General features: G+C 68.5%; 14 protein-coding genes. 4 read left to right on the top strand and 10 right to left on the bottom strand.

The annotated features are described in order from the left end of the window. Positions 1–23 precede the first annotated feature (23 nt). Genes AC1RS9_RS00685 through uvrA form a run of 5 tightly spaced genes read right to left on the bottom strand, consistent with a single transcriptional unit; the run spans position 24 to position 7,405 of the window. The gene (locus tag AC1RS9_RS00685) at positions 24–1,007 is read right to left on the bottom strand and encodes a gluconeogenesis factor YvcK family protein (RefSeq protein ID WP_006945440.1); all 984 of its coding nucleotides are present in this window, start codon (positions 1,005–1,007) and stop codon (positions 24–26) included. Further along, on the bottom strand, positions 1,004–1,876 hold the full coding sequence (rapZ, locus tag AC1RS9_RS00680) for an RNase adapter RapZ (protein ID WP_240742494.1): 873 nt from the start codon (positions 1,874–1,876) through the stop codon (positions 1,004–1,006). The genes AC1RS9_RS00685 and rapZ overlap by 4 nt, the downstream gene beginning before the upstream one ends. A gap of 17 nt (positions 1,877–1,893) precedes the next feature. Next, positions 1,894–3,897, bottom strand: a complete 2,004-nt coding sequence (gene uvrC, locus AC1RS9_RS00675; protein ID WP_136788393.1) for an excinuclease ABC subunit UvrC — start codon at positions 3,895–3,897, stop codon at positions 1,894–1,896. Next, the gene (locus tag AC1RS9_RS00670; protein WP_040014672.1) at positions 3,897–4,307 is read right to left on the bottom strand and encodes a Rieske (2Fe-2S) protein; all 411 of its coding nucleotides are present in this window, start codon (positions 4,305–4,307) and stop codon (positions 3,897–3,899) included. Before AC1RS9_RS00670 ends, uvrC begins: the two co-directional genes overlap by 1 nt. Further along, positions 4,307–7,405 carry an excinuclease ABC subunit UvrA gene (uvrA, locus tag AC1RS9_RS00665; protein ID WP_222122261.1) on the bottom strand — a complete coding sequence of 1,033 codons (3,099 nt, stop codon included), beginning with the start codon at positions 7,403–7,405 and terminating at the stop codon, positions 4,307–4,309. The genes AC1RS9_RS00670 and uvrA overlap by 1 nt, the downstream gene beginning before the upstream one ends. A 119-nt stretch (positions 7,406–7,524) precedes the next feature. Here uvrA and AC1RS9_RS00660 point away from each other — a divergent pair, with 119 nt between their 5' ends. Together AC1RS9_RS00660 and AC1RS9_RS00655 are read left to right on the top strand one after the other, a co-directional pair. Then, entirely contained in the window at positions 7,525–9,357 is a 1,833-nt protein-coding gene (locus AC1RS9_RS00660) for a glycoside hydrolase family 15 protein (protein ID WP_074039359.1), read from the top strand. A gap of 176 nt (positions 9,358–9,533) precedes the next feature. Then, positions 9,534–10,217: an MBL fold metallo-hydrolase gene (locus AC1RS9_RS00655; protein ID WP_074039360.1), complete on the top strand. Its 684-nt coding sequence runs from the start codon at positions 9,534–9,536 to the stop codon at positions 10,215–10,217. A 463-nt stretch (positions 10,218–10,680) separates the two neighbouring features. Here the strand turns inward: AC1RS9_RS00655 and AC1RS9_RS00650 are convergent, their stop codons facing one another. Continuing rightward, entirely contained in the window at positions 10,681–10,998 is a 318-nt protein-coding gene (locus AC1RS9_RS00650) for a DUF3817 domain-containing protein (RefSeq protein WP_006945470.1), read from the bottom strand. Positions 10,999–11,056: 58 nt separating this feature from the next. Further along, the gene (locus AC1RS9_RS00645; RefSeq protein ID WP_144707768.1) at positions 11,057–12,661 is read right to left on the bottom strand and encodes an HNH endonuclease signature motif containing protein; all 1,605 of its coding nucleotides are present in this window, start codon (positions 12,659–12,661) and stop codon (positions 11,057–11,059) included. Positions 12,662–12,876: 215 nt separating this feature from the next. Here AC1RS9_RS00645 and AC1RS9_RS00640 point away from each other — a divergent pair, with 215 nt between their 5' ends. Both AC1RS9_RS00640 and AC1RS9_RS00635 read left to right on the top strand, forming a co-directional pair. Next, complete coding sequence (locus tag AC1RS9_RS00640) at positions 12,877–13,287, top strand: NUDIX hydrolase (protein WP_492920182.1); 411 nt, start codon at positions 12,877–12,879, stop codon at positions 13,285–13,287. A 69-nt stretch (positions 13,288–13,356) separates the two neighbouring features. Continuing rightward, complete coding sequence (locus AC1RS9_RS00635; protein ID WP_038570941.1) at positions 13,357–13,578, top strand: hypothetical protein; 222 nt, start codon at positions 13,357–13,359, stop codon at positions 13,576–13,578. A gap of 48 nt (positions 13,579–13,626) precedes the next feature. On the opposite strand, the gene uvrB is transcribed toward AC1RS9_RS00635, so the two are convergent. Genes uvrB through coaE (AC1RS9_RS00620) form a run of 3 tightly spaced genes read right to left on the bottom strand, consistent with a single transcriptional unit; the run spans position 13,627 to position 18,742 of the window. After that, the gene (uvrB, locus tag AC1RS9_RS00630) at positions 13,627–15,732 is read right to left on the bottom strand and encodes an excinuclease ABC subunit UvrB (RefSeq protein ID WP_074039365.1); all 2,106 of its coding nucleotides are present in this window, start codon (positions 15,730–15,732) and stop codon (positions 13,627–13,629) included. 48 nt (positions 15,733–15,780) lie between these two features. Beyond that, positions 15,781–16,368: a dephospho-CoA kinase gene (gene coaE / locus AC1RS9_RS00625; protein ID WP_006945478.1), complete on the bottom strand. Its 588-nt coding sequence runs from the start codon at positions 16,366–16,368 to the stop codon at positions 15,781–15,783. A gap of 10 nt (positions 16,369–16,378) precedes the next feature. After that, positions 16,379–18,742 carry a dephospho-CoA kinase gene (gene coaE / locus AC1RS9_RS00620; RefSeq protein ID WP_492920179.1) on the bottom strand — a complete coding sequence of 788 codons (2,364 nt, stop codon included), beginning with the start codon at positions 18,740–18,742 and terminating at the stop codon, positions 16,379–16,381. Positions 18,743–18,753: the final 11 nt, after the last annotated feature.

Raw genomic sequence — 18,753 nt, 5'->3', positions numbered from 1 at the left:
TGGCACCCGGCCCAAACGGGTGGTCACGCGCGACGCCGCGCCTGGGCGCGGGCGGCCGATTCCATGACGTCGCGGTACGCCGTCGCGAGGCGCAGGGTGTCGTGGACGCCGGCGCTCTCCTGGTCGGCGACCGGCTTGTAGACGACGCTCGCGCCCAACGCGGCCGCCGACGACTCGAGCGCCTCGCGGGCGCGGGCGTCATCACCGACGACGCCCGGGTCGGCGAGGATCGCGTCGAGGTGAAGGGCCGGAGCATGGGCCGCGAGCACCTCGAGGTGATCGCTGGCCGAGAAACCGGAGGTCTCGCCCGTGTCCATCTGGACGTTGAGCGTCAGCATCCGCTTCGCCTTGGTCTGCACGAGCGCGTCGAGCAGGTCGGGCACGAGCAGGTGCGGCATGACGGAGGTGAACCACGAGCCCGGCCCGAGGATGACCCAGTCGGCGTCGAGCACCGCGTCGATCGCCTCGCGGCACGGCTGCGGCGGGTCGGGGAACAGGCGCAGGTTGAGCACGGTGCCCGGCGTCTGCGCGACCGCGACCTGGCCGGAGACCTCGCGCACCCCGTCCGGATCTGCGGGGTCGGCGCCGCGGACTTTGGCGTCGATGCGCAACGGCTGCAACGACATGGGCAGGACGCGCCCGCGCGCGCTGAGCAGGCGCCCGACCATGTCGAGACCCTGGATCGGGTCTCCCAGCGAATCCCACAGCCCCGCGATGAGCAGGTTGCCGAGGGCGTGCCCGCCGAGCGGGCCCTCGCCGGGGAAGCGATGCTGCAGCGCATCACGCCAGGCGATGCCCCACTGCGAGTTGTCGCACAGAGCGGCCAGCGCCATGCGCAGGTCGCCGGGCGGGAGGATGTCGTACTCCTCGCGCAGGCGCCCCGAAGAGCCCCCGTCGTCGGCGACGGTGACGATGGCGGTGATCTTGTCCGTCACGAGACGCAGGGCCTCCAGCGAGGCGAACAGGCCATGCCCCCCACCGAGGGCCGCGACCGCGGGGCGCTTCACTCCCGCCCCAGATCACGGTGGACGACGAGGGTCCCGAGCTGATCGGAGGCGAGGCGCTTCGCCAGTTCCTCGGCCATCGCGACACTGCGGTGCTTGCCGCCGGTGCAGCCGACGGCGAGCGTGACGTAGCTGCGCCCCTCGCGCAGGTAGCCCTGCGTCATCGGTTCGAGCAGCGCGAGGACGCCGTCGAGGAACTCACGGGCGCCCGGCTGACCGAGGACGAAATCACGCACGACCTCGTCCTTTCCGCTGAACGGGCGCAGCTCCGGGTTCCAGAACGGGTTCGGCAAGAAACGCATGTCGAAGACGAGGTCGGCGTCGAGCGGGATGCCGTACTTGAACCCGAAGCTCATGACGGCGACGCGCAACGCCGGCCCGCCCGTGTCGCCGACGAGCTCGTGCACCTTCGCCGACAGTTGGTGGACGTTGAGACCGCTCGTGTCGATGAGGATGTCGGCGTTCGAGCGCAGGTCGCGCAAGATCTCACGTTCGCGGATGATGCCGTCGAGCATGCGCCCCTCGCCCTGCAACGGGTGCGGTCGGCGCACCGACTCGAACCGGCGCACGAGCGCCTCGTCGGTCGCGTCCATGAACACGACCGACGGGCGCCAGCCGTCGTCACGCAGACGTTCGAGGCCCGCGCGGAAGTCGGTGAAGAACGCGCGGCTGCGGACGTCGACGACGGCGGCGAGGCGCGGGACGTCCGCCGCGCTCGCGTCGACGAGCCCGGCGAGGTCGGGCAGCAGCTGAGGCGGCAGGTTGTCGACGACGTACCAGCCCTGATCCTCGAGCACGTTCGCGGCCGTCGAGCGGCCGGCGCCGCTCATGCCGGTGACGATCATCAACTCCGCGCGCGGTGGGTGTGACATGGCTGCCTCTCGCTCGTTCATTCGACGATCTCTCCGGTCATCACGTTAACCGCTGGCTCGCTCTGCTCCTGCCCGAGCGAACGCACGATGGTCTCGGCGAGCGTCGGACCGATGCCCTTGACCTCGCACAGCGCGTCGGCGTCCGCCGCGCGGATGCGCTTGAGCGAGCCGAAGTGCGCGAGCAGCGCCTTCTGCTTGGCAGGGCCGAGCCCGGCGATGCCGTCGAGCGCGGACGTCGTCATCGACTTTGAGCGCCGCTCACGATGGAAGGTGATCGCGAAGCGGTGCGCCTCGTCGCGCACGCGCTGCAGCAGGTACAAGGCCTCGCTCGTGCGCGGCAGGATGACGGGGTAGTCGTCGTCGACGAGCCACACCTCCTCGAGACGCTTCGCGAGCCCGACGACGGGGATGTCGTCGAACCCGACGTCGGCGAGGGCCCGCGCGGCGGCGTCGACCTGCGGGCGTCCGCCGTCGACGACGAGCAACTGCGGACGGTAGGCGAAGCGCTTGATGCGGCCGTTCTCGTCACGCAGGGAGGGGCCTGCGGTCGCCGCGTCCGCCGGGATCTCGCCGGTCGTCGCGGGCGCGAGGTCGGCGCTCTCCTTCGCGAGCCGGGCGAAACGCCGCGTCAGCACCTCGTGCATCGCGGCGACGTCGTCGTTGCGCAGCGTGCCATCCTCGCCCTCGATGCCGTTGACGATGAAGCGGCGGTACTCCGACTTGCGGGGCAGACCGTCCTCGAACACGACCATCGAACCGACGACGTTCGTGCCCTGCACGTGCGAGATGTCGAAGCACTCGATGCGCAGCGGCGCCTCGGGCAGCCCGAGGTTCTCCTGCAACTCCTCGAGGGCCTGCGAGCGGGCCGTCAGGTCGGACGCGCGGCTCACCTTGTGGCGCGCGAGCGCGTGCTCGGCGTTCTTCGCGACCGTCGCGGCGAGCTCGCGCTTGTCGCCGCGCTGCGGCACGCGGACGTCGACGTTGCTGCCGCGGCGTTCGCGCAGCCACGAGCTGACCGTCTCGACATCGGGCGGCAGCGACGGCACGAGCACCTCGCGCGGGACGTCGTCGCGCCCCTGAAGGTCGCCGTAGACCTCGAGCAGCATGGCCTCGACGAGGTCGGCGGTGTTGACGCCGGCGTCGCTGCCCTTGTCGGTGACCCAGCCGCGCTGACCCCGGATGCGGCCGCCGCGCACGTGGAAGACCTGGACGGCTGCCTCGAGGTCGTCCTCGGCGACGCCGAAGACGTCGGCATCCGTCGCGTCGTCGAACACGACGGCCGACTTCTGCAGCACTTTCTCCAGGGCACCGAGGTCGTCGCGCAAGCGCGCCGCTTGTTCGAAGTCGAGGTCGGCGGCGGCAGCCTTCATGCGTCGCTCGATCTCCCGGGTGAAGCGCGCGGAATCGCCGGCCATGAAATCGCAGAAATCCTGGGCGATCTCACGGTGCTCGGCCTTGGTGACCTTGCCGACGCAGGGCGCGCTGCACTTGTCGATGTACCCGAGCAGACACGGGCGACCCGACGCCTCGGCGCGTCGGTAGACCCCGTTGCTGCACGTGCGCATCGGGAACACGCGCATGAGTTGATCGAGCGTGTCGCGGATCGCCCACGCGTGCGTGAACGGGCCGAAGTAGCGAGTGCCGGGACGCTTGCGCCCGCGCATCACCTGCGCGCGCGGAACCGCGTCGGACATCGTCACCGCGAGGTAGGGGTAGGACTTGTCGTCGCGGTACTTGACGTTGAAGCGCGGGTCGAACTCCTTGATCCAGGCGTACTCGAGCTGCAACGCCTCGACCTCGGTGCGCACGATCGTCCACTCCACCGAGGCGGCCGTCGTCACCATCGTCCGCGTGCGCGGGTGCAGCAGCCGCAGATCCTGGAAGTAGTTGCTCAGGCGCGAGCGCAGGTTCTTCGCCTTGCCGACATAGATGACGCGCCCGTCGCGGTCGCGGAAGCGGTAGACGCCGGGTTCGGTCGGGATGTCGCCCGTCTTGGGGCGGTAGGTGCGGGGGTCTGCCATCAGCCGGTCACGTGCAGCTGGCTGCCCTTGACCTCGACCTTCTTCTCGGCGAGCGGCTTGTCCGCGGGGCCGGCGAGCACGGCGCCCGTCATCGGGTCGAAGCGGCTGCCGTGGCAGGGGCAGACGATCGCCTTGTCGGTGACCTCGCCGACCTGGCAGCCCTGGTGCGGGCACACGGACGTGAACGCCTTGAAGGTGCCCTTCGTCGGCTGAGTGACGACGATGGAGTTGCCGCGGTCGACGAAGCCGCTGCCGACGCTCACCTTGCTCGCGTCGATCGTGGCGTCGACGGACTTCGTCGAGGCCTCGTCGTCGCCCCCGCCGCACGCGGCGAGCATGCCGGTGCCGGCCACGGCGATCGTCGCGGTCATCGCGCTGCGGCGGGTGAACTGTGCCTGGAGGTCGCTCATCATGCCTTCTTCCGGGTCGTCTTCTTCGCCGCACTCGGCGCGGCGCTCGTGTTCTTTGCGGTCGTCTTGCCGGCCGCGGTCTGCTTGCTCGCCGTCTTCTTCGCGGCGGTCTTCTTCATCGCCGCGCGCGGGTCGATGACGGGCTTCTGCGCCACGATCGTCGGCGTCACGCCCGCGGCTTCGAGCAGCGGACGCAGGAAGCGACCCGTGTGGCTCGCCTCGACCTGCGCGATCTGCTCTGGCGTGCCCTCGGCGACGACCTCACCGCCGCGGAAACCACCCTCGGGGCCCATGTCGATGACCCAGTCGGCGCTCTTGATGACGTCGAGGTTGTGCTCGATGACGACGACCGTGTTGCCCTTGTCGACGAGGCCCTGGATGACCTCGAGCAGCTTGCGGATGTCCTCGAAGTGCAGACCGGTCGTCGGCTCGTCGAGGACGTAGATCGTGCGGCCGGACGAGCGCTTCTGCAGCTCCGCGGCTAGCTTGACGCGCTGCGCCTCACCACCCGACAGCGTCGGCGCCGGCTGGCCGAGACGGACGTAGCCGAGACCGACGTCGACGAGCGTGCGCATGTGTCGCGCGATCGCGGGCACCGCTTCGAAGAACTCAGCGGCCTCCTCGATCGGCATGTCGAGCACCTCGGCGATCGACTTGCCCTTGAAGTGCACCTCGAGTGTCTCGCGGTTGTAGCGCGCCCCGTGGCACACCTCGCACGGCACGTACACGTCGGGCAGGAAGTTCATCTCGATCTTCAACGTGCCGTCACCCGAACATGCCTCGCAGCGTCCGCCCTTGACGTTGAATGAGAAGCGCCCCGGCTGGTAGCCGCGGATCTTCGCCTCCTGTGTCTCTGCGAAGAGCTTGCGGATGGCGTCGAACACGCCCGTGTAGGTAGCCGGGTTGCTTCGCGGTGTGCGCCCGATGGGGCTCTGGTCGACGTGGACGACCTTGTCGAGCAGTTCGGTGCCGGTGACGCGCTTGTGGCGCCCGGCGACCTGGCGGGCGCCGTTGAGGTCGTTCGCGAGCGTCGTGTAGAGGATGTCGTTGACGAGCGTCGATTTGCCCGACCCCGACACGCCGGAGACGACGACGAGGTTGCCCAGCGGGAACGCGACGTCGATGTCCTTGAGCGTGTGCTCACGCGCTCCCTCGACGACGAGGCGGCGACCGTCCTGACCGCGACGCGTCTGCGGCACCGGGATGGACAATCGGCCGCTGAGGTAACCGCCGGTGACGGACTTCTTCTCCGCGAGCAAGCCCTTGACCGGGCCGGAGTAGACGACCTCTCCCCCGTGCTCACCGGCACCGGGCCCGATGTCGACGATCCAGTCGGCCGTCGCGATCGTGTCCTCGTCGTGCTCGACGACGATGAGCGTGTTGCCGAGGTCGCGCAGGCGCGTCAGCGTCTCGATGAGGCGGTGGTTGTCGCGTTGGTGAAGACCGATCGACGGCTCGTCGAGGACGTAGAGCACGCCGACGAGACCCGAGCCGATCTGCGTCGCGAGGCGGATGCGCTGCGCCTCACCACCCGACAGCGTGCCGGCGGGCCGGTCGAGCGAGAGGTAGTCGAGGCCGACGTCGAGCAGGAAGCCGAGACGCGCCGCGATCTCCTTGATGACGCGCTCGGCGATCTGCCGCTCGCGCGAGGTGAAGTCGACGTCGTCGAGGAAGTGCGCGGACTCCGAGATCGGCAGCGCGCACACCTCGGCGATCGACTTGCCGCCGATCGTCACCGACAGCGACTCGGGCTTGAGGCGTGCGCCGTTGCACGTCGGGCATGGCACCTCGCGCATGTAGCCCTCGTAGCGCTCACGGCTCCACTCCGACTCCGTCTCCGTGTGGCGACGCTTGACGAACGGGATGACGCCCTCGAAGCCCGTCGAATAGGAGCGCTCACGCCCGAAACGGTTGCGGTAGGTGACGTGAACCTTGTGGTTCTTGCCCTCGAGCAGCATCGTCTTCGCCTTGGCCGGCAGGTCGCGCCACGGGGTGTCGAGGTCGAACCCGCTCTCCTTGCCGAGCGCGCCCATGACGCGGACGAAATAGTCGGCGGCACCGCTGCCCTGCGCCCACGGCAGGATCGCGCCCTCGCGCAGCGTCTTGTCCTCGTCGGGGATGATGAGGTCGGGGTCGACACGCAGCTCGGTGCCGAGACCGGTGCAGGCCGGGCAGGCACCGAACGGGCTGTTGAACGAGAACGAACGCGGCTCGATCGCGTCCATCGACAGCGCGTGGTCGTTCGGGCAGGCGAGCTTCTCCGAGTAACGGCGCTCGAGCGGCAGCTCGTCGTGCTCGTCCTCGGCGCCCTCGCGCACGACGCGTTCGATGACGACGAGGCCGTCCGCGAGGCCGAGGGCCGTCTCGACCGAGTCGGTGAGGCGCTGGCGGCCGCTGAGGTCGTCCGGCCCCTTCGCGACGAGACGGTCGACGACGACGTCGATCGTGTGCTTCTTCTGCTTCTCCAGCGTCGGCGGTTCGCTCAGCGTCACCGTCTCACCGTCGACACGGGCACGGGAGAAGCCCTTCGTCTGCAGTTCGGCGAACAGGTCGACGTACTCGCCCTTGCGGGCGCGCACGACGGGTGCAAGCACCTGGAAGCGGGTGCCAGACGGTAGCTCCTGGATCGAGTCGACGATCTGCTGCGGCGTCTGGCTGCCGACCGGCGCGCCGCAGACGGGGCAGTGCGGGCGACCGGCGCGGGCGAAGAGCAGACGGAAGTAGTCGTAGACCTCCGTGATCGTGCCCACCGTCGAGCGCGGATTGCGGTTCGTGCTCTTCTGATCGATGGAGACGGCGGGGCTGAGGCCTTCGATGAAGTCGACGTCCGGCTTGTCCATCTGACCGAGGAACTGACGCGCGTACGCCGACAGGGATTCGACGTAGCGGCGCTGGCCCTCGGCGAAGATCGTGTCGAACGCGAGGGACGACTTGCCCGAGCCGGACAGCCCGGTGAACACGACGAGCGCGTCACGCGGGATCTCGATCGAGACGTTCTTGAGGTTGTGCTCCCGTGCGCCGCGCACGAGAAGGTGATCGTGGCCGCGACGTGGGGCCACGGCGTTGCTGCTGCTTGGAATCTTCGGCACGTCCCCCATGCTAGGTGCGCGCACCGACAACCCCCGAACGGCGCGGGGAAACCCACCCCTGTGGGCACCCGGGACACGCCCACGACGACGGATCAGGCCATGGCGCCGGTCCGATTAGTCTGGGGCGCATGTCTGTGGATTTCACCCCTTCCGAGGTCAACACCACCCCGATCGAGGACTACGCCATCATCGGTGACACCGAGACGGCGGCGCTCGTCAGCCTCCGGGGGTCCATCGACTGGTTGTGCCTGCCCCGCTTCGACTCGTCGAGCTGCTTCACGGCGCTGCTCGGCACGCCGGATCACGGACGCTGGCTGCTCGGGCCCGCCGAGGAGGCCACGACGACGCGGGCGTACCGCGAGGACAGTTTCATCCTCGAGACGATCCACGAGACGGCGACCGGCAAGGTGAAGGTCACCGATCTCATGCCCGTCAGCGACGGCCGCGCAGACGTCCTGCGTCGCGTCGAGGGCCTCGAGGGTACCGTGACGTTGGAGCAGGAGTGGGTCGTCCGCCTCAACTACGGCAAGGTGAAGCCGTGGGTGAGCCACCACCCGGGGCACGTGCAGGACGAGGAGGTGCTCGTCGCGATCGCCGGCCCCGACATGCTCATCTTCCGCGGCGACCGGCTGCCCGTCGGCAACGAGGGGCGTCACCGTGACCTGTTCGACGTCTCCGCCGGTGAGGCGCTCGACTTCAGCATGACGTGGGTGCCGAGCTACAAGCCGATCCCGATCCCGCTCGACACCGACAAGCGCATCGCGTCGACGCTGGGGCGCTGGAACGACTGGATCGGCCACTGCACCTACGACGGGCCGCACGCCGACGTCGTGCGTCGCAGCCTGCTCGTGCTCAACCTGCTGACGGACAGCCGCCGCGGCGGCATCGTCGCGGCGCCGACGACGTCGCTGCCGGAGGACTTCGGTGGTGAACGCAACTGGGATTACCGCTACTGCTGGCTGCGCGACGCCTCGCTAGGTCTCGAGTCGCTGCTGCGCGCCGGCTACGTCGACGCGACGATCAAGTGGCGCGAGTGGCTCGTGCGTGCCCTCGCCGGTGATCCCGAGGACATGCAGATCATGTACACGATCGACGGTGGGCGCGAGCTGCCCGAGCGTGAACTCGACCATCTGCCCGGGTACGCGGATTCGCGGCCGGTGCGTGTCGGCAACGGCGCCGTCGACCAGAAGCAGACGGACGTCCTCGGCGAGGTCATGATCGCCTTTGAGCACGCGCGCGCCAAGGGTGGGTACGAGAACGAGCAGACCTGGGCGATCCAGGCCGCGCTAGTCAACCAGCTCGCCGAGCACTGGGACGAGCCGGACAACGGTTTATGGGAGATCCGCGGGCCGCTGCAGCACTTCACGCACTCGCGCGTCATGGTGTGGGCTGCGTTCAACGCGGCGATCTCCGCCGTCGAGAAGCACGGCCACCCGGGCGACGTCGAGCGGTGGCGCGAGGTGCGCGAGCTCGTGCGTGAGGAGATCCTCACGAAGGGTTTCAACGTGCAGAAGAACACGTTCACGCAGCACTACAACACGACCGAGGTCGACGCGTCGCTGCTGCTCATCCCGGCCGTCGGGTTCCTGCCCGCCGACGATCCTCGCGTCATCGGCACGGTGCGGGCCATCGAGAACGACCTCATGCGCGGCGGTTTCCTCCTGCGCTACCGCACCGAATCGGGCGTCGACGGCCTCGCCGGAGATGAGCACCCGTTCCTCGCCTGCTCGTTCTGGCTCGTCTCCGCGTACGCGAAGATCGGTGAGCTCGACAAGGCCGAGGAGCTGTTCGACCGGTTGTGCGACCTGCCGAACGACGTCGGACTGCTCGCCGAGGAGTACGACCCCGAGGAGATGACCCAGGTCGGCAACTACCCGCAGGCCTTCAGTCACCTCACTCTCATCGGCGCTGGCTACGACCTGCATGAGGCGCAGGTCGCTGCGCGCGGGGCGAACGTCTGACGCGGTGGTAGCGGGGTTTCCTGCCCCGGCGGCCCAGAGCGACGACACTGATGACGCGGCATCGGCTGCACGCTCGCGCTGTCACGGGCCCGGGCCGCCCCTGCGCGCGGCGTGCCCGGGCCACCCGGCGCCGGTACCTGTGGCACCGGTGGCTGGGTGGGTGAGATGGTAGAGGCATGAGTGCTTACCTCTCCGATGTGAAACCGGGCGACGCGCCGTCACGACTCGACCTGCCGGGGCTGACGATGTGGAAGCTGTCAGTTTCCGACATGCACAACAACGTGTATCTGCTGCGTGATGCGACGCCCGAGACGGGTGGTGCGGCGGTGCTCATCGACGCTGCGGCAGATGCCGGAGCCATCACGGCGATGCTCGACGAGGCGTGCGTCGATCGTCTCGATGCCGTCGTGACGACCCACAAGCACTGGGATCATCACCGCGCCCTGCCCGAGCTCGCCGAGCGTGCTGACGCGACGCTCGCCGGTCTCGAGGACGGACCGCACCTCCCGGTCGCGCCCGCGCGGACGCTGAGTGACGGTGACACGATTCAGTTCGGCGCGCAGACGCTCGTCGCGCACCACGTGCCAGGCCACACCCCCGGCAGCGTCGTGTTGTCGTGGACGCCACCCGCCGGCAGCGACGCTCTGCCTCAGCTGTGGACGGGCGACACGCTGTTTCCTGGCGGCGTCGGCGCGACGACGCATTCCGATGAGCAGTCGTTCGACGAGCTGTTCACCATGGTTCGCGATCGCATCTTCGGGCGTTTCGACGATGCCGACGTTCACCCGGGCCACGGCGACGACACGCGTCTGTCTGTCGAACGCCCGCACCTCGACGAGTGGCGCGAACGCGGTTGGTGAGCTGAGCGCCCGACATCATCGTCGCCCTTGACTGCATGGTCCCCTGACTGCACGATGCGGTCGTTGCGTGACCACCGCACCTGGATGCGTGGCGTGGGCAGGCCTGGCGACCTGGGCGCCCGACATCATCGCCGCCCTTGCCTGCACGACGCGGTCTTTGCGTGAATGACCGCACCTGGATGCGTGGCGCGGGCAGGCCTGGCGACTTGAGCGCCGACGACGACGCGGGTCTGCGGCGCGCCGCGGTGACCAACCGGATGGTCATGCCTCGACCAGGTGCGCGAACACCTCTGGTGCCTTGAGCGCCGGCGATGTCTCGTATCGCAGCCGCGGCTGAGTGACGCGCAGGCAGGGGCTGGCGTCGTCGGTGCGTCTCGTCGACTGGCGTGTCATGACGAACGAGCGGCGGGGCTGCGAACCCTCGCGGTTCGCGGCCCCGCCGGTCGCACGTGCAGGGGGATCGTCAGCCGGCGAGGGGCTTCTGACGCGGTTCGTCGCCGAGTTCGCCACGCGCTTCGGCGCGCTTCTCGAACCAGATCGTCGCGAACGGGATCACGGCGCAGAGCAGGCCGATGCCGATCGTCTTGTTCGGCCAGCTCTTCTCCTGCCACAGCTTGAGCGCGCACAGGACGTACCCGATGAACATGACGCCGTGGATGGGCCCGGCGATCTGCACTCCGACCTCAGTGGTCTTGAGCACCCACTTGAAGAACATGCCGATGAGAAGCAGACCCCAGGAAACAGCTTCGGCGAACGCGAAGATCTTGAAGATTCGAGACATGCGGCGATTCTACTGAGACGGCCTGAGTGCCGGCCGATGGAGCGTGCCTGCCAACAGCTCAGCTCGCGGGAGCGAGCGTGGTCGCGACCGTCTCCCCGCTCGGGAGAGTCGTCCAGCGGCGGCCGGTCGGTGACTCCCACGTGCAAACTCCGTCTGGCGTCATGGTCACGGCATAGCCGCCGAAGGTCTTGGCGCGGTGATGGTGGCGGCACAGGGCCTGCAGGTTGCCGACGCTCGTCGGCCCACCGTCGGCGTGCGGGACGACGTGGTCGAGGTCGCAGTTCGTCGAGACCCGGGTGCAGTGCGGGAAGCGGCAGTGCACGTCACGCTCACGGACAAGCCGCGCCACTCGCGCGCCGGGACGATACGTCGTCGAGCAACTCGCGAGCGTCGTCCACGCACCGTCAACGAGGTCGATCGTGAACGTGGTGTCGACGAGCGCCGCGACGCGCCGAACGGCTGCCGCGTCGACGTGGCCCAGGCCGGGGATGTGGGCCGCGCCCAATGTGTCCAGGGGTCGCGTGATGACGCCGATCGGCCCGGCCTCAGCGTGCTGACGGGGCCGACTAAGACCGTCCTCATCAAGACCGCCCTCGTCGAGACCGCAGTTGGGGACGGAGGCGAGCGACGCAGGGGGCTCCAGCGTTCCGAACCGCCGGTCGGAAGGCGCTGGTGGGCTCGCGTGGACGGGCACCTTGAGGTGCATGACGGTGTTGACCGTTGAGTTCGCGAAGACAAGGTCGAGCAGTGCGTCGACGCGAACGGCGCCGAGGGGTTCGGTGCCACTCCCTGCCACACTGACGTGGCTCGCGGCGCGCCACCGCGCGAGTTCGTCACGTGGATCTGGCGCATGGTCGTTGAGCGTCTGAGCGTGCGCTTCGATCGCGGCGCGGAGACGGGCAGCGTCCTCGGTGGCCATGATCAGACGCACCTCGGTGAGGGTGTCGAAATCGAGGTGGGGCGTGAACCATAGCCCGTGCTCACGACGGGGGTCGACGGTGTCGGCCTCGGTCTGCGCCAGCCGCCTGTCGTGCAGCAGTTTGCGCGCCCGGGAGCGGGCACCGTCGACGCTGAGGTGGTGTGCTCCCCCGCTCACGAGATCCGTGAGCACCTCTGCAGCCAACTCGTCGTCGAGGTGCGCCATCTCACGCGCCAGCGTGGCGGCCACCATGGTGCGGCAGGCTCCCCGCAGCGTCAGTTCGTGCAGAGCGGGCGCGCGGTCGCGGAGCATGCGTCCGTCGACAGCGAGGCGCGACGCGGTGGCGCTCGAACACCCGAGGGCGTTCCCGAGATCATCCCCCGCGAATTCGCCTGCGGTCGGAGGGCGTTCGCAGAGCCCATAGTTCTCCTCGTCGAGGTGAGCACGCTGGGCGACCGTGTCTTCGTGTTCGACGGCGACGGCGTGAAGCACCGCGTCGGCGGCCCTCGTCACCTCCTGCGCAGCAACGGCGATGTCTTCCAGTTGTGCTTGGAGCGTGAACGTGCGCGTGTGGCGCTCATCGAAGGTTCGCGGCAACGCGTCGCCCGAGCAGGGCGCCAATCTCTCCGGGTCGGCCAGCGCCTGCTCTGCGATCGCGCGCGTCAGCAGAACCCATGCGCCCACCAGCTCGGTGGACGGCATGGCGGCGACCGTCTCGGCCGTCACTGCCAGCGTTTGATCCATGCCACTAGTTTAGTACACATGTTCGAATCTTGGTAGGGTCAAAGGGATAGTGAGTGAACCCACTGGCCGGCCCTTCCTCCGCGCCAGGGCTGCATCACGAATCACAAGAGCACCCGCCGCGTGCAACCCTGCGATCAGGCGGCGCTGGCTTGCACCCGCTTGGTCTACCGCCTGACGGCAGACGAGGTACAGGCGACTGGTGGTTGACTCATCCCATGGCCTCAGCGACGCTGCCCACGCACATTGCCGTCGTGGCACTCGTTCGGGACGCGAGGGTGCTACTGGTTCACCGTCACCCGAACCGGATGAATTATCCGGACCTGTGGGACCTGCCCGGGGGACACGTCGAACCCGGCGAGTCCGCCGAGTGCGCTGCCCGTCGCGAGTGCGTCGAAGAGCTCGGAGTGACGGTGATCGATGCAGAGCGATTTCCGATGGCCTGCAAGGATCCAGCCCTGTTGAAGCATGCGTTCTTCGCGACGCGCTGGGTAGGGAACCCCCGCAACATCGCGCCCGACGAGCACGACGACATCGGCTGGTTCGCCGAGAGCGAACTGCCCCGGTTGGCCATGGCCGATCCTGCGGGGTGTCAGGACCTCGTCAGGCTCATGCGGGCGATCAAATGACATCAGCCCCGGCGTGGCGTGACCGTATTTCGCTTGCCGGTCGGCTGCCTCGCCCATAGCGTGTCGAGCATGCCCCAACCTGCTGGCTTCGCCTTTCTCGAACGTGATGGCGTCGTTGTCATCACTCATCACGGACGCACAGCGACGACTCTTAGGGGCGCGCGTGCTGCGGACTTCTTGGAAGACGTCGAGGACGGTGACGCTCAGGAGATCATGGCGCGCCTCACCGGCAACTATCGCCGCGGCAATGAGCGTCAGGCCCGCAACCATCCTCGCAACAAGGGGCGATGACCACGCGGCGCCGAGATCCCACCCGACGCCGCGGACGCCATCACGGCGCTACTTCTGCGCCTCCGTCATCTGGCGCAGTTCTTTCTTGAGGTCACGTAATTCGTCGCGCAGACGCGCTGCGAGTTCGAACTGCAGCTCGGAGGCCGCCTCACTCATCTGGGCCTGCAACTCCTGGATGAGGCCCGCGAGGTCGGCGGCGCTGCTCGCCTCGCGCTTCGCGCCCGCGGCGACGTTCGCGTCGGCACTCGCCGCACCGCTGCCGCCGCGACCCTTACCACGCGACATCGAACGGCCGGAACCGAGCAGTGCGTCCGTGTCGGCGGACTCGCGCTGCAGCATGTCGGTGATGTCCGCGATCTTCTTGCGCAACGGCTGTGGGTCGATGCCCTTCTCCGTGTTGTACGCGATCTGCAGCTCACGGCGGCGCGACGTCTCGTCGATCGCCTCCTGCATCGACGGCGTCACCTTGTCGGCGTACATGTGCACCTGACCGGAGACGTTTCGCGCAGCGCGACCGATGGTCTGGATCAGGCTTCGTGCGGACCGCAGGAAGCCCTCCTTGTCGGCGTCGAGGATCGCGACGAGCGACACCTCCGGTAGGTCGAGACCCTCACGGAGCAGGTTGATGCCGACGAGGACGTCGAACTCACCCATGCGCAACTCGCGCAGCAACTCGACGCGGCGCAACGTGTCGACCTCCGAGTGCAGATAGCGCACCCGCACACCCTTGTCGAGCAGATAGTCGGTGAGATCCTCGGCCATCTTCTTCGTCAAGGTCGTGACGAGGACACGCTCGTTCTTGTCCGTCCGTGTGCGGATCTCGCCGAGCAGATCGTCGATCTGCCCCTTCGTCGGCTTGAGCACGATCTCGGGATCGACGAGACCCGTCGGGCGGATGACCTGCTCGACGTAGCCGTCGCTCTTGCTCATCTCGTAGTCGCCCGGCGTCGCCGAGAGGTACACCGTCTGCCCGATGCGCTCGAGGAACTCCTCCCACTTCAACGGCCGGTTGTCCATCGCGCTCGGCAGACGGAAACCATGGTCGACGAGGGTGCGCTTGCGCGACATGTCACCCTCGTACATCGCGCCGATCTGCGGGACCGTCTGGTGCGACTCGTCGATGACGAGGAGGAAATCCTCCGGGAAGTAGTCGAGCAGCGTGTTCGGCGCGGTACCGGGGCCACGACCGTCCATGTGACGGCTGTAGTTCTCGATGCCGGCGCACGACCCGACCTGCCGCATCATCTCGATGTCGTACGTCGTCCGCATCCGCAAGCGCTGCGCCTCGAGCATCTTGCCCTCGGCCTCGAACCGCTTGAGCTGATCGCCCAGCTCGACCTCGATGCCGGCGATGGCGCGCTCCATGCGCTCGGGCCCGGCGACGTAGTGCGTCGCCGGGAAGACGTACATCTCCGACTCCTCGTTGACGATCTCCCCCGTCAACGGGTGCAACGTGTAAAGCCGGTCGATCTCGTCGCCGAAGAACTCGATACGGATCGCGAGCTCCTCGTACACGGGGATGATCTCGACCGTGTCGCCGCGCACGCGGAACGTGCCGCGCGTGAACGCGAGGTCGTTGCGCGTGTACTGCATCTCGACGAACCGGCGCAGCAACTCGTCGCGGTTGATCTCCTGGCCGACCTTGAGACGGGCCATCCGGTCGACATACTCCTGCGGCGTGCCGAGACCGTAGATGCACGACACGGACGCGACGACGACGACGTCACGCCGCGTCAGCAGCGAGTTGGTCGCCGAGTGACGCAGCCGCTCGACCTCCTCGTTGATCGAGGAATCCTTCTCGATGTACGTGTCCGTCTGCGGCACGTACGCCTCGGGCTGGTAGTAGTCGTAGTAGCTGACGAAGTACTCGACGGCGTTGTGCGGCAACAACTCTCGGAACTCGTTGGCGAGCTGCGCCGCGAGCGTCTTGTTGGGCGCCAGCACGAGCGTCGGGCGCTGCACCTGCTCGATCAGCCACGCCGTCGTTGCCGACTTTCCGGTACCCGTCGCACCGAGCAGGACGATGTCCTGCTCCCCCGCCTTGACGCGCTTCGACAACTCGGCGATGGCCTTCGGCTGATCGCCGGCGGGCTCGAACTCGGATTCGACCTTGATGGGTGCGACAGAACGCTGCAGATCGGTGACTGGACGCATGCCGCAACCCTAGACCCGCCCACTGACAACCCCGGAATCCCGCGGCCCTCAGCCCTGCAAGTGCGTGCGCCACACGTCGTCGACGCGGCGACGCAACGTGTCCTCGTCCCCCGCGTTGTCGATCCACACATCGGCGACCGCGCGGCGCTGCTCGTCGCTGGCCTGACTGCGCATGCGTGCCTCGGCGACCTCACGCGGCATCCCGCGGTGCTCCTCGAGCCGCTGCAGACGCGTCTCGACGGGCGCATCGACGACGATGACGACGTCGTAGTCGCCCTCGCGCCCCAGCTCGACGAGCAACGGAATGTCGTGCACGAGCACCTGCCCCGGTTTCGCCGCGGCGAACAACTCGAGCGTGCGCGCCGCGATGAGCGGGTGCGTGATGGCTTCGAGGTCGCGCCGCGCGCCCTCGTCCGCGAAGACGATGGCCCCCAGCGCGCCGCGATCCAGCTCGCCCCGCGCCGTCAGGACGCCGTCACCGAAGCGGTCGGCGATCTGCGCGAGCCCCGCACTGCCGGGCGCGACGACCTCGCGCGCGACGGCGTCGGCGTCGACCACCAGCGCCCCGTGCTCGACGAGCAATCGGGCCACCGCAGACTTGCCCGAACCGATCCCACCCGTCAACCCGACCTTCATCGTCGCCTCCTCAGACGCGCGTCGCGGCACTGTTCAGCGCCGGTGCGACCTCATCGTCCCAGAACGCACCGACAGCCGCGTCGAGCTCGTCGATGCTGCCCTCGTTCGAGAGGACGACGTCGGCCGCGTCGCTGCGCTCGCGCCCCTGCGTGTCGGCGTCGATCTCGGCCCAGGCCTGCTCAAGATCCAGTCCACGCTCGGCCATGAGCCGTTCGACGCGCACCTCCGCCGGCGCCTCCACGACGACGACGTGGTCGAAGTCGCGCGGCGTCGCGGCGTCCGTCAGCAGCGCGAGGTCGAGCACGAGCACCGAGTCATCGCCCACGGCCTTGGCCCGGGCGTCGGCCTCCGCACGCACGAACGGGCCGATGACGGCATACATCCGCTCGCGCGCCGCGGGGCTGCGCGTCGTGAGGTCGTCGAGCGTGTGCCAGTCGATCGTGCCGTCGGGGTGGGCGATTGTCTCGGAGAACACCTCCCGCAACCGGTCGAGGGCTTCCTCGCCCGGCACGAGCAGTTCGCGCATCACCTCGTCGAACTCGACGACGACCGCGCCGCGGCGCTCGAACGCGTCGCCGACGACCGACTTGCCCGCGGCGACCGGCCCCGTCAGCCCGAGGGAGACGGCGGCGCGCTCCGCGGCCTGCTGCTGCGTCTGCGCCGTCGTCGGGACGTGCGTCTCGAACTCCGGCTCGGTGCCCTCCTCGAACTCGGGCAGGACGACGTAGGCGTCCTCGTCGAGCACGCCCTCGGCGGCGCGCCGCTCGTACTCCTCGGCGGGCAGCACCTGCTTCCACTGGCGGGTCCGCATCGGGCGTGCCGCTCCGGCGTCCTCGCGCAGCGCCTGGAGCAACAGCCAGGCCTGCAGGACCGTCAGGACCGTGATGGGGAATCCGATGACGATGATGACCTCCTGCAGCGCCGACAGCCCGTCCTCGCCCGCCGTGAGGATGATCGCAGCACAGACGGCGCCCACCGACAGCGACCAGAACACGCGCTGACGGCGCACCGACGCGTCCTCGTGGCCGTTGACCATGGCGTCCATGACGAGCGCGCCCGAGTCGATCGAGGTGATGAAGAAGATGACGATGACGGCGAGCGCCAGCGTCGCGACGGGCAGGTAGCCGGGCAGGTCGCGCAAGAACTGGAACAGCGCCGCCTGCGGGTTGTTCTCGTCGACGATCGTGTGCGCGAGCGAACCGCCCTGTCCCGCAGCCTTCGCGCTCGCTCGGTCGCTCGTGATCGACGTGAGGCCGTACACGCCGATCCACACGATGACGAAGGCGCTGGGCAGCCCGATCGATGCCGTCACGAACGCGCGGATGGTGCGTCCGCGCGAGATCTTGGCGACGAACATCCCGACGAATGGCGCCCACGTCACCGTCCACGCCCAGTAGAAGACCGTCCACTGACCCGACCACGCGCCGTGGTGCATCGTGTCGTTGAACGTCGACAGCATCGGCAGCTGCGACAGGTAGCGACCGGCCGACTCGACGATGCCGCGCGCCACGTCGGAGGCCGACATCGCCGTCATCGCCACGAAGAGGAGCAGCGCGATCGCCATGAGGATGTTGGCGTAGGACAGGTTCTTGACGCCCTTGTCCATGCCGGCGAGCACGGACGTCAGCGCAGCCGCCGTGATGACGGCGAGGATCGCGGCCTGCACCCACCCGGCGATCGGCACGCCGAAGACATCGTTCATGCCCGAGTTGATCTGCAGCGCACCGAGACCCGTCGAGACGGCGAGACCGAAGACGGTGGAGACGACGGCGATGATGTCGATGGCCTGGCCGATGGGGCCGTGGATGCGGTCGCCGAGCAGCGGATGGAACGCAGACGACACGCGCGGCGGCAGGTTCCGCTTGTACGTGAAGTACCCGAAGCACAGGCCGGGCACGACGAGGATGGCCCACATGTGGATGCCGAAGTGGAAGTTCGCGATCGACAGCGCGTCCCACGCCGCTTCGTCCGAGTAGGGCGCCGCGCCGAGCGGCGGGCGCGCGTAGTGGTTCATCGGCTCGGCGATGCCCCAGAACATCAACGTCGCGCCGACGCCGGCCGCGAACATCATCGCGAACCACGACAGCCCCGAATAGGCGGGCTCGGCGTCGTCAGGGCCGAGCTTGACGCGCCCGTAACGGCTTGCGGCGAGCCCCAGCGAGAAGACGACGAGAAGGGTCGCGGCCGCCGTGTAGAACCAGCCGAGGTCGAAACGCAACCAGTGCGCCGCCGCACCGAAGACGGAACGCACCGGGTCGGGGAAGAGTGCCATGGACGCGGTGAACAGGACGATCAGCGCAGCGGAGCCGAAGAAGATCCGCGGTGACGTACGTAGGCCGAGACGGTCGTGCAGACGGGTGGTGAAGGAGCTCATCAACGCTTCGG

The sequence above is a fragment of the Dermacoccus sp. MPR-E5 genome (genome assembly GCF_058809565.1).
This window is presented reverse-complemented; position numbering and strand designations above follow the sequence as displayed.

Bases quoted from the DNA above. Each gene is read 5' to 3' on its own strand.
- uvrA (WP_222122261.1), bottom strand. From the start codon at position 7,405: ATGGGGGACGTGCCGAAGATTCCAAGCAGCAGCAACGCCGTGGCCCCA.
- AC1RS9_RS00655 (WP_074039360.1), top strand. From the start codon at position 9,534: ATGAGTGCTTACCTCTCCGATGTGAAACCGGGCGACGCGCCGTCACGA.
- coaE (WP_006945478.1), bottom strand. From the start codon at position 16,368: ATGAAGGTCGGGTTGACGGGTGGGATCGGTTCGGGCAAGTCTGCGGTG.
- AC1RS9_RS00650 (WP_006945470.1), bottom strand. From the start codon at position 10,998: ATGTCTCGAATCTTCAAGATCTTCGCGTTCGCCGAAGCTGTTTCCTGG.
- AC1RS9_RS00635 (WP_038570941.1), top strand. From the start codon at position 13,357: ATGCCCCAACCTGCTGGCTTCGCCTTTCTCGAACGTGATGGCGTCGTT.
- AC1RS9_RS00645 (WP_144707768.1), bottom strand. From the start codon at position 12,661: ATGGATCAAACGCTGGCAGTGACGGCCGAGACGGTCGCCGCCATGCCG.
- coaE (WP_492920179.1), bottom strand. From the start codon at position 18,742: ATGAGCTCCTTCACCACCCGTCTGCACGACCGTCTCGGCCTACGTACG.
- uvrB (WP_074039365.1), bottom strand. From the start codon at position 15,732: ATGCGTCCAGTCACCGATCTGCAGCGTTCTGTCGCACCCATCAAGGTC.
- AC1RS9_RS00660 (WP_074039359.1), top strand. From the start codon at position 7,525: ATGTCTGTGGATTTCACCCCTTCCGAGGTCAACACCACCCCGATCGAG.
- uvrC (WP_136788393.1), bottom strand. From the start codon at position 3,897: ATGGCAGACCCCCGCACCTACCGCCCCAAGACGGGCGACATCCCGACC.
- rapZ (WP_240742494.1), bottom strand. From the start codon at position 1,876: ATGTCACACCCACCGCGCGCGGAGTTGATGATCGTCACCGGCATGAGC.
- AC1RS9_RS00670 (WP_040014672.1), bottom strand. From the start codon at position 4,307: ATGAGCGACCTCCAGGCACAGTTCACCCGCCGCAGCGCGATGACCGCG.
- AC1RS9_RS00640 (WP_492920182.1), top strand. From the start codon at position 12,877: ATGGCCTCAGCGACGCTGCCCACGCACATTGCCGTCGTGGCACTCGTT.